General features: G+C 63.6%; 9 protein-coding genes. 3 read left to right on the forward strand and 6 right to left on the reverse strand.

Annotated elements, in window-relative coordinates; all coding sequences use genetic code 11:
- The first annotated feature begins 74 nt into the window (after window positions 1-74).
- On the forward strand, window positions 75-509 hold the full coding sequence (locus GU3_RS06565; protein WP_014291739.1) for a GNAT family N-acetyltransferase: 435 nt from the start codon (window positions 75-77) through the stop codon (window positions 507-509).
- Here GU3_RS06565 and GU3_RS06570 read toward each other — a convergent pair.
- From GU3_RS06570 to GU3_RS06595, 6 genes are all read right to left on the reverse strand, one after another.
- Window positions 506-1,930 carry a VWA domain-containing protein gene (locus GU3_RS06570; RefSeq protein ID WP_014291740.1) on the reverse strand — a complete coding sequence of 475 codons (1,425 nt, stop codon included), beginning with the start codon at window positions 1,928-1,930 and terminating at the stop codon, window positions 506-508. The genes GU3_RS06565 and GU3_RS06570 overlap by 4 nt on opposite strands.
- 1 nt (window position 1,931) lies before the next feature.
- Window positions 1,932-3,386, reverse strand: coding sequence for an AAA family ATPase (locus GU3_RS06575; RefSeq protein WP_014291741.1), 1,455 nt, complete (start codon window positions 3,384-3,386; stop codon window positions 1,932-1,934).
- Window positions 3,387-3,511: 125 nt separating this feature from the next.
- Window positions 3,512-5,599: a TonB-dependent siderophore receptor gene (locus tag GU3_RS06580; RefSeq protein ID WP_014291742.1), complete on the reverse strand. Its 2,088-nt coding sequence runs from the start codon at window positions 5,597-5,599 to the stop codon at window positions 3,512-3,514.
- 203 nt (window positions 5,600-5,802) lie between these two features.
- A complete protein-coding gene (gene fhuB, locus GU3_RS06585; RefSeq protein WP_014291743.1) occupies window positions 5,803-7,770 on the reverse strand; it encodes a Fe(3+)-hydroxamate ABC transporter permease FhuB in 1,968 nt (655 codons plus the stop codon).
- Window positions 7,767-8,648 (reverse strand): iron-siderophore ABC transporter substrate-binding protein, encoded by an 882-nt coding sequence (locus tag GU3_RS06590; protein ID WP_014291744.1) that lies wholly within the window; start codon window positions 8,646-8,648, stop codon window positions 7,767-7,769. Before GU3_RS06590 ends, fhuB begins: the two co-directional genes overlap by 4 nt.
- Before the next feature lie 24 nt (window positions 8,649-8,672).
- The gene (locus GU3_RS06595) at window positions 8,673-9,440 is read right to left on the reverse strand and encodes an ABC transporter ATP-binding protein (protein ID WP_014291745.1); all 768 of its coding nucleotides are present in this window, start codon (window positions 9,438-9,440) and stop codon (window positions 8,673-8,675) included.
- Window positions 9,441-9,598: 158 nt separating this feature from the next.
- On the opposite strand from GU3_RS06595, the gene lpcA reads away from it, so the two are divergent.
- Window positions 9,599-10,180, forward strand: a complete 582-nt coding sequence (gene lpcA, locus GU3_RS06600) for a D-sedoheptulose 7-phosphate isomerase (RefSeq protein WP_014291746.1) — start codon at window positions 9,599-9,601, stop codon at window positions 10,178-10,180.
- Window positions 10,181-10,185: 5 nt separating this feature from the next.
- Window positions 10,186-10,971, forward strand: coding sequence for a class II glutamine amidotransferase (locus GU3_RS06605; protein WP_014291747.1), 786 nt, complete (start codon window positions 10,186-10,188; stop codon window positions 10,969-10,971).
- Window positions 10,972-10,996 lie beyond the last annotated feature (25 nt).

Raw genomic sequence — 10,996 nt, forward strand, 5'->3', positions numbered from 1 at the left:
TAACCACCAAAAAATAAAGCCAATGATAATTTTTATCGTTATCAAAATAAACGACAGAGTTTATGGGGGAATGGATGAAGATCAGAACCGCAAGCAAGGAAGATCTGGCCGGGGTATACCGGCTGGAAGGCAACGCCTTTGGCGACCATGGTTATCCGGACTTTTTTCTGCGCCAGGCCTGGGATCTGTGGCCGGGATCCTTGCTGGTGGCCGAGGAGAAGAGCGAACTGCTGGGTTACGTACTGGCGGGCCGGGGGGAAGCCGCGACCGAGGGCTGGATATTGTCGCTGGCGGTAGCACCAGCAGCACGGGGGCAAGGGCTGGGCCGGCAGTTGCTGCGGGCGGCGGTGAACGCCCTTGAGGGGCAGGGCTGCCGGCGCATCAAGCTGACGGTCCTGCCCGACAACCCGGCGCTGCACCTTTACCAAAGTCTGGGTTTTGCCGAGGCCGGCCGGGAAGAGGACTATTTCGGCCCCGGTGAACCCCGGCTGCTGATGGTGAAAGCTTAAGCCCGGGCCGCTTGCTCCAGGCTGCGCCAGTCGCTGAACAGATGCACCGGATCACAGACCTTGCGCATGGCGTGCAGGGCGGTGGCGTAGCCCAGCTGCAGGCCGAACAGGCGTACTCCCAGGGCCTCCTTGGCGTGCTCTACCTGGGCCTGCAGCTCGCTGGAGACTTCGAACTCGCCATCGCTTACCAGCAGAATGTCGGCCTGACGCCATTCCTGCTGCTGCAGCCGGGCCAGGGCGGCGTTGAGCGGGGTGCCGGCATCGGTACCCCCACTGAAGGAGCCGCGCAGCAGGTCCAGCAGCTCGGGCAGGGTCAGGGTTTGATTGTCGAGTACCAACAGCTCGTCGGCGCCGCCAAACAGATAGACCAGGCAGCCTCGTTGCTGTTGTTTGGCCAGGCGCAGGGCTTCCAGCACCATGGCCTTGGACACCTGCTCGGCCAGGCCGTGCATGGAGGCAGAGGTGTCCAGGCACAGGATAAGGGGTCCCTGCTGGGTGCCCTTGCCGTCTCCTTCGCCCTTGCCGGCCCGGGGCAGAGGCCAGTCGTTGCCGGCGTCAATGGGCATCACCCCGGCCACGGCGTAGCTGAGCAGGCTTTGCTCGGCCCGGCGGGCGTGCCACAGCATGTGCAATGACGGGTGTCCCAGCAGGGCCGCTTCCAGTGGCAGCATGCGCGACAGGTTATCGGAGCGGGTAATGCCCTGGGTTTCCATGGGAATGCCCGGTAGTCGCCGCTCCCGAGGGCCCTTGTCGCGCGGGCTCATCATTTGCTGCAACTGGCTTAAGCTGGCACTTTGCTCCGGATCCGGGCGCTGCTGGCCCATGAGTTTGAGCAGTTTCTGCAACTGGCGAATGTCCGCCACCCAGCGGGACAGCCTGATCAGATCAAACCAGGCCCTGTCCCGCAGGTGGCCGCTGTCCTTGTCGGTGCCGATGGCCGGGGCGATACCGAATTCCTCGGCCACATCATCCAGCGCCTGCCACAGGCTGATGCGCTGCTGCCACTGCTCCGCCAGCTTGCTGATGGCCCGCCGGGTATGGCGGGCCCGGGCACGGCGCTCGGCCCGCTCGGGCGTGACGCCCTGCTGACACAGCAGGCCGGCGGTGGCCGGCCAGGACAGCTCCACCTGCTCCAGCACCAGCAATATGTCCTGCACGATGGCCCGGGCCACGTCCGGGGTGTCCTTGCAGTATTCCAGGGCATTGGCGCGCACCAGCAGCTGGCGAAGGCGCCGCTCGGTGCTGGAATTCAGCCAGTCGCCGGGCGGCGGTAGTCGGCCTTTGTCGAGCTCGCTCAGCATGGTCAGCACCCGCTTGGCCCGGGGCAACAGACTGCCCAGCGGATGGGTGACCACCAGGCTGAACAGGCTGTCGGGCAGCTCGCTCAGGGGGGCCAGGCCGGCGGTGTGGGCGGGTGCCATCTCAGTCTTCAACCGGCAGTTCGGCAAAGGCCCGGCGCAGGGCTTGCAGCCGCTGATGCTGGCGGCTCAGCTCGGCCTGCTGCTCTTCAAGCTGACTGCGAGCGCGCTCGCCCAGCTCCGGGCTCAGCCACAGGTGCTGGCGCAGACGCTGGCCCAGACCCTGTTGCTGGGTGTCGAGCCATTCGAGATAACGGGCCAGCTCATCAATGCGCTCGTCCAGCTGGTGCAGGCGAGAAGCCAGGTGGCTGGCGGGCCAGGCCCTGGGCTGCAGGGCGCTGGGACGCTGGTAGCTTTCCATCAGTGGCTGGTACTGATCCCGGTTGCCGCCCAGATTGCGAATTTCCTGTTCGGTAAATACCGCATCCGGCAGCCGGGGCTGACGATAGAGTAGCTGGCCGCTTTCATTGCGCTTTTGCCGCTGGCCTTTGGCTTCGGTGACCGGTTGGCCCTGTTCGTCGAGATAAAGCTGGTAGCCCTGTTCGTTGAGGGATGGCAGCACCGGATCGGCATCCTGATCCAGCCGCTCCTGCCAGCTGTCTACCATGTCGCTCACCAGTTGCGGGCTGAAGCCCGGATCGGCGGCAATGTGCTCGTGCAGCCAGTCGGCCAGGCGGCCCTGTTGCTCCGGTTGTTGCCACAGGCAGTGGGGCAGCAGCCAGGCGTCGAGCAGATCAGCTTCCTGCTGACCGTTGCAACAGGCGGACACCTTGAGCAGTTTGACCACCTTGCGCCAGCGCCGGTCGGAGACCGGAATGTCCTGCTCGGCCAGAAAGCGGCGCAGGCTGTGCAGCAGGCGAATGAGTGCCGGTGCCAGCGGCAGTTGCTCGGCTTCTTTACGCAGCGTTGCCAGCTCGGCACCGGTCAGTTTCAGCTCGGTGGCCGGCGCCTGATAGCCCTGGTTCAGGGTGAGCAGGCCGGTAAAGGCGTCGTCGCTGACCGGTGCCACCTGATAACGCAACAGAAAACGGTCGTACAGGGCGTTGAGCTCGGCCCCTTCCGGCAGCTCGTTGCTGGCGGCAATCACCGACACCAGCGGCACCGGCAGGCGCTGGTTGCCGTTGTCGAACTGACGCTCGTTCAGCAGGGTGAGCAGGCTGTTGAGAATGGCGCTGTTGGCCTTGAAGATTTCGTCAATAAAGGCGATGGAGGCGTCCGGCAGGTAGCCTTGCGTCTGGCGCAGGTAACGGTCCTGCTCCAGCGCCTTGATGGAGAGCGGGCCGAACAGTTCTTCCGGCACCGAAAAGCGGGTGAGCAGCCGCTCAAAATAGCTGCCGTCGGCCATCAGGGTGTGCAGCCGGCGCGACAGCTCGCTCTTGGCGGTGCCGGGTGGGCCCAGCAGCAGCAGGTGCTCGCCGGAAAGGGCTGCCAGCAGGGCCAGCCGGACCGGGGTTTCCCGCTCCAGCAGCCCCTGCTGTAGGTGTTCGATTAATGCGGCGATGCGGTTTTTTGCGTCCATGTGCCAGACCTGTGAGTAATTTGTATTAAAAGCTTGGCAATATTGTACTTAAAAAGCGATGAGTGACCAGAAGGGATCAAAAAAGCCGGCGCAGAGCACCGGCTTGATGAGCTATCTCACCTGACTTAGAACTTCCAGTTCACCGACAGCTTGGCGTTACGGGGTTCACCGTAGTAGCCCTGGGGAGAAGTCCAATAGAAGCTGGTCAGATACTTCTCGTCGGTCAGGTTGTCGATATTGAGGGTGGCGTCAAGCCGAGGGGTAAACTCGTACTTGGCCATCAGCCCGAGCAGGGCGTAGGCATCCTGGCGGGCTACCAGACCGCTGCCGTAATCCCGGTAGCTGTCGTCCTGCCATTTGACATTGGCACCCAGTTTCAGCTGTTCCATCATGGGCAATTGATAGGTGGTGGCCAGCTTGGCGCTCTGACGCGGGGTATAGGTTTTGGTGGTGTTGCCTTCGCTGTCTTCGATATCCACGTAGCTGTAGCCGGCGCTGGCTTCCCAGCCCGGCAGCAGCTCGCCGGCCAGCTCCAGCTCCACCCCCTGGCTGGAGACACCGTCCATGGCACGGTAGGCGGTCGGGGTGGTGCCTGCGATTGGCTCGGCCAGGTTGCTCTGCTCGATCCGGAACAGGGCCAGGTTGGCGTAGAGCTTGCCATCGAGCCATTCGCCCTTGACGCCGGTCTCCATGCTGCTGCCCTCGATGGGATCCAGGCGGTTGCCGTCGATATCCGTGGCTACCTGGGGGGTGAAAATTTCGGTGTAGCTGGCATAGAGCGAGTAGTTCGGGGTCAGGTCGTACACCAGGCCGGCATAGGGCACCAGCACATTGTCGTGACGGGTGGCCTTGTCTTTGCCATAGCTGGTGCCGTGGCTGTCCCAGTTGGACAGGCGGGCGCCGGCCAGCAGGCTCAGATCGTCGGTCAGGCTAAAGCGGGTGGCAACGTAAGCGCTTTGCTGTTTGTCGGTCCAGTCGCTGCCGCCGCCGTCGCTGGTGAAGTTGGGTCTGGGATAGCTACCGTCCCAGCCATGCAGATCCGGTACCGGGCTGCCCAGGGTATCACCGTACCAGGAGTGATCCCGAGTTTTGGCCATGGACCAACTGGTGCCGGCCACCAGCTCGTGTTCCCGGCCGGCCAGCTGGAAGGGGCCGCTGGCATAGAGGTCGACCAGATCCTGGCGGGTGCTGAAGTCGTACTGGCTGGGCCAGCTGAACACACCGGTGTTGGTCCCGCGTTCCGGAGTACCATAGACGTAGAACAGCTCGGAGTCGGACTCGATTTCCAGATGGGAGTAGGCCGCCTTGGCGGTCCAGCCATTGCCCAGCTCCTGGGTCAGTTCCACAAAGCTGCGGTTGTCCTCGTTATTCCAGTAGGCCCAATCGGCGGCACTGCTGTCGGAGCGGCTGTAGTCGGTGCGGCTGCCGTCGGTATAAAACAGCGGCAGTGAGCCCCACAGTGGGCTGTCGGCGTTGTTTTGCTGATAGCTGTGGCCCAGGGTGAGCAGAGTGCTGTCGGTCAGATCCACTTCCAGTACCCCGTAGGCCAGGCCCCGTTGCTGCTCGTAGCGATCCAGATAGGAATGCTTGTCCTGGCCGGCCACCACCAGACGGGCGCGTACCCGCTCATTGAGCGCGCCGGAAATGTCGCCATCCAGCCGGCGATACTCCCAGGAGCCGATACCGGCCTTGGCCGAGGCCTGGAATTCCTCGGTGGGGCGCTTGCGCACGAAGTTGACGGTAGCCGCGGGGCTGCCGGCGCCACTCATCAGGCCGTTGGCCCCCTTGAGTACTTCCACCTTGTCGAACAAGGCGGTATCCAGGTCGCCCATGACATTGCCATAGGTGAGTGGCACGCCGATGCCGTCCACCTGGAAGTTGGTAATGTCAAAGCCACGAGCGGTGAAGTAGGTACGATCGGTTTCCACCCGCTCAACATTGACGCCGTTGGTATTTTCCAGCACGTCATTGATATCGTTGAGGGCGAAGTCATCCATTTTGGTACGGGTGGTCACCGAGACCGTCTGCGGAGTTTCCCGTGGTGACAGATTCAGTTTGGTGGCGGTGCGACTGTTCCGGGTGGTGTAACTGTCGCTGCCTTCGGTGACATCACTTTCTCGCTCAGCGGTAACGCTGACGGCATCCAGTACCAGGGGATCCTGTTGGGCGAAGGCAGGAGCCAGGGTGCCGGTGGCGAGCAGGGCGGCTATCATTCGGGATAATTGTTTCTTTTGAAACGGCATTTCTTTTTTCTCCTGATTAATATAAAGGCAAAAGCAAATGATTGTTATTTGTTATTTTTCTGGCGGCAGTGTGGAAATATCCCGAGAAGCGGGGCCGACACTGTGCGTTTTATCCCGTTGTTAACCGCCCTGTTCGGACGGGCATTCAGATGGCTTCAATCGGTCAGTCTCTGTTACACCGTCCGTTTGCGTGCCAGTAAAAAGATGAAGTAGCTGCCGCCCATGATGGAGGCAAGGGTGCCGGCGGGCAGTTGCAGGGGGTAGAGCAGCACCCGTCCCAGCCAGTCCGACAGCAGCATCAGCGCCATGCCCAGCAGCGAGGCCAGGGCCAGTTGGGCACCGGTTTGGCGCGCACCCAACAGGCTCGCCATGTGGGGAGCCAGCAGCCCGACAAAGGCCACCGGGCCCATGACTGCCGTGACCAGGGCACAGATCACCGACACCAGCACCAGCAACAGTACCCGGGTGCGTTCCAGCGCCAGCCCTCGTCCCAGTGCAATGCCGTCACCGATGGACACCAGGGTCAGGCTGCGCCGGCTGGCCAATGCCAGCAGCCATGCCAGGCCGATGCCGGCGCTCAGCCAGCCGGCCTGACCGGCATCGGCCCGGTAGGTGGAGCCGGCCAGCCAGCCCAGAATGGCGAACACATCGTCATTGCCTTTTGCCAGGGTGAACTGCAACAGGGCATCGAGAAAGGCGGCCAGGGAGATGCCTACCAGGGCCATCAGTGCCGGCGCGTAGTGATGACGACGGCCCAGCAGCAGCAAGATGAGCAACACCGTCATGCTGCCGCCAAAGGCAAGCAGGGAGCCGCCGTCGTGAATGGAGCGGCCACCAAGCAGCACGCCCAGCACCAGTGCCAGGGTGGCACCTGCCGACATGCCCATGATGTCGGGGCTGGCGAGGGGGTTGCGGATCAGTCGCTGCAGGATGACGCCGGCCACCGCCAGGCCGGCACCGGCGCAGGCGGCGGTGACCAGCCGAGGCCAGCGCAACGACCACAGCAGCTCGTTGGGCCAGGCCCAGCGCCAGCCGGTGTTGGTGGGTGCCAGGGTCAGGCTCAGCCCGACCAGCAGCAGGGTCAGCAGCCCCACGCCGAGCCAGCCGGCGCGGGACACGGCATGGCGTTCGCCGGGCAGGGTGATGGCACTCTGATCCTGGGCCTGCAGACGTTTGCGCACCAGCCACAGCAGGGCCGGCGCGCCGATCAGGGCGGCCGCGGCCCCGCTGGGCACCAGGTCGGCGGCGTAGCGGCTGAACCCCAGGGCGATGGCGTCGGTGGCCAGCAGCAGCAGGCCCCCCAGCAGGAATGACAACAGCAGTTCGCCGCGGGCGCTGCGGGCACCGAAAAAGCGGGCCAGGTTGGGGGTGAGCAGGCCGATAAAGCCGATCAGTCCCACCGCGGTAATGGCCACCGAGCCGAGCCAGAGCGCGGCCAGCAACAAGGCCAACACAACCGGCCACAGGCCGAGTCCGCGGCCACGGGCGGCATCCTCACCCAGGCGCAGCAGGGTGAGCGGGCGGGGAGCCAGCACGATCAGCAGCAGTGCCAGCGGCAGCAGCCGGGGCAACAGCCAGAGCACCCAGTGCCAGTCGGTTTGGGTTAGATCGCCGGCGCCCCAGATAAAGAGATTGCGGGTGTACTGATCGTTGAGCAATACCAGTCCCGAGGCCAGGGCGCCGAGCAGCAGGTTGACCGCCATGCCCGCCAGCACCACCGGCAGTCCGCGAATACCGTGGCGGCCGGCAATCAGCAGTACCAGGGAAGAAGACAGGGCCGCGCCCAACAGGGCTAGCCAGTGGCCATGAGTGGCCGACAGCGCCGGTGCCCAGATGGCGGCGCACACCAGCGCCAGCCAGGCGCCGGACGAGGCTCCCAGGGTCATGGGCGATACCAGGTGGTTTTGGGTGACTTGCTGCAGCAGGCTGCCCGCCAGCCCCAGGGCGCCGCCCACCAGCAGCGCCATCACCACCCGGGGTAGGGCGGTATACAGAAACAGAAAGCGCTCAAAGCTGTCGGGCGCATTTCCCCACAGCAGAGCCCACTGGGCGGAAAGTGTCAGGGTGGGCTCGATCTGCAGGTGGGCCAGGGCCAGCAAGGGCGCCAGCAGGAGCAGGGGCAGGGGCAGGAGACGGCTCATTCGGGGTCGATGCTCAGCAGGGCGTCGGTCAGGTTCTCGGCCAGGTAGCCAAGCGACATGATGCCGCCATAGGTCCAGGTGGGGCGTACCGCCGCCACTTGGCCGGCTCGCACCACGGGCAGGGCCCGCCACAGCGGCGTACCGAACAACTGGTCGGCGCCGGGAAAGGGCTCGATATAGAGCAGTGCCCCCTGGCGCAAGGCACCGAGATCGGTCAGCTTTTTCTGTACCTGACCCCACTGGCTGGCCGGCTGAGGCAGGGCAGGCGCAATGCCCAGGCGCTCCAGGGCGTATTGCGGCATGCTGTTGTCGCCGTAAACGCGGACATGGCTGCTGTCCATCAACCGCGTCACCGCCACCGGGGGCAGGTGGTCACCAAAATGCCGGTGCAGGCGCTGGCGAAGCTGCGCGAAAGTGGCATCCAGCTCGGCCAGGCGCTGCACGGCTTCGGCTTCACGGTGCAGTGCCCTGGCCAGTTGCAGAAAGCCGGCCCGGGCGGCCTCGGCGTTGTTGTGATCGCGGCTGAAGTTTTCAAAATGCAGCACGGGAGCAATCTGTTGCAGGCGGGCTACCAGATCCCCCTGCTGATCGCCGGTGATGATGAGATCGGGGTTGAGCTCGGCGATGTTTTCCAGGTTGGGCTCCTGGCGCAGGCCCACATCCCTGACCTGGTCGGGCAGGGCCGGCTGAGCCACCCACTGGCGGTAGCCGGCGGCATCGGCCACCGCCAGCGGGGTGACCCCCAGCTCTACCACCTGCTCGGTGGCGGCCCAGTTGAGGGTGATAATGCGTTGCGGCGGCCGGTCGAACTGGTGGCGGCCCAGGCTGTCGGTTACATCAACGGCGTGGGCGTGGGCGACGCCGAGCAGGAGCAGCATTAATAGCAGGTTCTTGATCATGGCTCAGGCAACAATGGCAATTTTTTCATTCTGCTCGGGGTGGTCAAGCAGGCGAATGGGAATGTCGTACAGCTCGGACAGCAACTGCTCCGACATCAGCTCGGCGGGCGCCTTGTCGAACAACAGCCGGCCCTGCTTGAGGGCGATGATGCGATCGGCAAAACGCAATGCCAGGTTGAGATCGTGCAGGATCACGATGACCCCTCGTTGCTGCTCCCGGTTGAGCCGTTTCAGCAGCAGCAGCAGATCGTGCTGATGGCTCAGATCCAGGGCCGAGGTCGGTTCGTCCAGCAACAGCAGGGGAGATTGCTGGGCCAGCAGCATGGCGACCCAGGCCCGCTGGCGTTCGCCCCCCGACAGCAGGTCGGCCTGATGATCGGCATAGTGGCCGACCCGCGTGTGGGCCATGGCTTCCTCCACCAGGGCGTGGTCCTGCGCTTGCCAGCGTCCCAGCATGCCACGCCAGGGGAACCGGCCCAGCCGCACCAGTTCGCGCACGTTGAGTCCGGCCACCTCGGGCAGGCGCTGGGGCAAGAAGGCGATGCGACGGGCAAACTCCCGCTGTGAGTAATGACCCAGTGGCTGACCGTCTAGGCGCAGTGTTCCCTCATCGGGCGGCATCTGCCGGGCCAGCAGTTTCATCAGGGTAGACTTGCCCGAGCCGTTGTGGCCGAGAATAACGGTGAAGTCATGCTGCGCCAGGGACAGCCGGTCCAGGCTCAGTATGGTTCTGTGGTCACGATGTACGCGGATCTGACGCAGTTCCAGCATGATGGCGTGCAGAGATAGTGAAGTGGGATGCACATGATAGTGAGAGTGATTGTTATTTTGCAAGAGATTGTTACCGCCAAGGTACCGGACTCCTTCGGCTTTCCGCCTTGGGTGACTTGTGCCAAAATGCGCTTTTACCGCAAGCAAGAGGCCATTCCATGTATCAGAGTCTGATCCGCAGCGAGCTGAACGAAGCCGCCGAGGTGCTGAGCCGCTTTCTGGCCGATGACGCCAACATTGCCGCCATTGAACGGGCCGCCAAGCTGCTGGCCGACCGCTTCAAGGCCGGCGGCAAGGTGCTGTCTTGCGGCAACGGCGGATCTCACTGTGACGCCATGCACTTTGCCGAGGAGCTGACCGGCCGCTACCGGGAAAACCGTCCGGGTTACCCGGCCATCGCCATTTCCGATCCCAGCCACCTTTCCTGCGTCTCCAACGATTTTGGCTACGAGTTCGTGTTTTCCCGCTACCTGGAAGCGGTGGGCCGGGAAGGGGACGTGCTGCTGGGGCTGTCCACCAGCGGCAACTCGGCCAATATTCTCAAGGCCATTGAGGTGGCCAAGGCCCGCGGCATCAGCACCATTGCGCTCACCGGCAAGGACGGCGGCAAAATGGCGGGGCTGGCGGACGTGGAAATTCGCGTGCCGCACTTTGGCTACGCCGATCGCATTCAGGAAGTGCACATCAAGATCATTCACATTCTGATCCAGCTGGTCGAAAAGGAAATGGAGCAAGAGTAACCCCCATGTGTGAATTGCTAGGGATGAGCGCCAATGTCCCCACCGATATTTGTTTCAGCTTTACCGGCCTGATGCAGCGGGGCGGCCGCACCGGTCCGCACAAGGATGGCTGGGGTATCGTGTTCTACGAGGGCAAGGGGCTGCGCACCTTCAAGGATCCCCAGCCCTCCAGCCAGTCGCGCATTGCCCAGCTGGTGCAGGAATACCCCATCAAGAGCTGCGCCGTGGTCAGCCATATTCGCCAGGCCAACCGGGGGGGCATTGCCCTGGAAAACACCCATCCCTTTACCCGGGAGCTGTGGGGCCGCTACTGGACCTTTGCCCATAACGGTCAGCTCAGCGGCTACAAAAAACTCAAGACCGGCCGCCACAAACCGGTGGGCGACACCGACAGCGAGCTGGCCTTTTGCTGGTTGCTGCATGAGCTGGAGCAAAAATACCCGCGCAAGCCCGGCAACATGGTGGCCATGTTCCGTTACGTGGCCCGGCTGTGCGATCAGCTGCGCGCCCTGGGGGTGTTCAACATGCTGCTCTCCGACGGCGAATACCTGATGACCTACTGCACCAACAACCTGCACTGGATCACCCGCCGTGCGCCCTTTGGCCCGGCCCGGCTGATCGATGAAGACGTGGAGATCGACTTTCAGCAGGAAACCACCCCCAACGACATCGTCACCGTGATCGCCACCCAGCCGCTCACCAATAACGAGCAGTGGCATAAAATGCAGCCCGGCGAATACAGTTTGTTCTGGCTGGGCGAGCAGGTCGCCGGCAACGGCACCACAGCGTAATACTTATTTGGCTAAGCTTTGTGCA

The sequence above is a fragment of the Oceanimonas sp. GK1 genome (assembly GCF_000243075.1).
In the GTDB taxonomy this organism is placed as follows: Bacteria; Pseudomonadota; Gammaproteobacteria; order Enterobacterales; family Aeromonadaceae; genus Oceanimonas.

Coding starts and splice junctions, on each gene's coding strand:
- GU3_RS06570 (WP_014291740.1), bottom strand. CDS start 1,930: ATGGCACCCGCCCACACCGCCGGCCTGGCCCCCCTGAGCGAGCTGCCC.
- fhuB (WP_014291743.1), bottom strand. CDS start 7,770: ATGAGCCGTCTCCTGCCCCTGCCCCTGCTCCTGCTGGCGCCCTTGCTG.
- GU3_RS06580 (WP_014291742.1), bottom strand. CDS start 5,599: ATGATAGCCGCCCTGCTCGCCACCGGCACCCTGGCTCCTGCCTTCGCC.
- GU3_RS06595 (WP_014291745.1), bottom strand. CDS start 9,440: ATGCTGGAACTGCGTCAGATCCGCGTACATCGTGACCACAGAACCATA.
- GU3_RS06575 (WP_014291741.1), bottom strand. CDS start 3,386: ATGGACGCAAAAAACCGCATCGCCGCATTAATCGAACACCTACAGCAG.
- GU3_RS06590 (WP_014291744.1), bottom strand. CDS start 8,648: ATGCTGCTCCTGCTCGGCGTCGCCCACGCCCACGCCGTTGATGTAACC.
- lpcA (WP_014291746.1), top strand. CDS start 9,599: ATGTATCAGAGTCTGATCCGCAGCGAGCTGAACGAAGCCGCCGAGGTG.
- GU3_RS06605 (WP_014291747.1), top strand. CDS start 10,186: ATGTGTGAATTGCTAGGGATGAGCGCCAATGTCCCCACCGATATTTGT.
- GU3_RS06565 (WP_014291739.1), top strand. CDS start 75: ATGAAGATCAGAACCGCAAGCAAGGAAGATCTGGCCGGGGTATACCGG.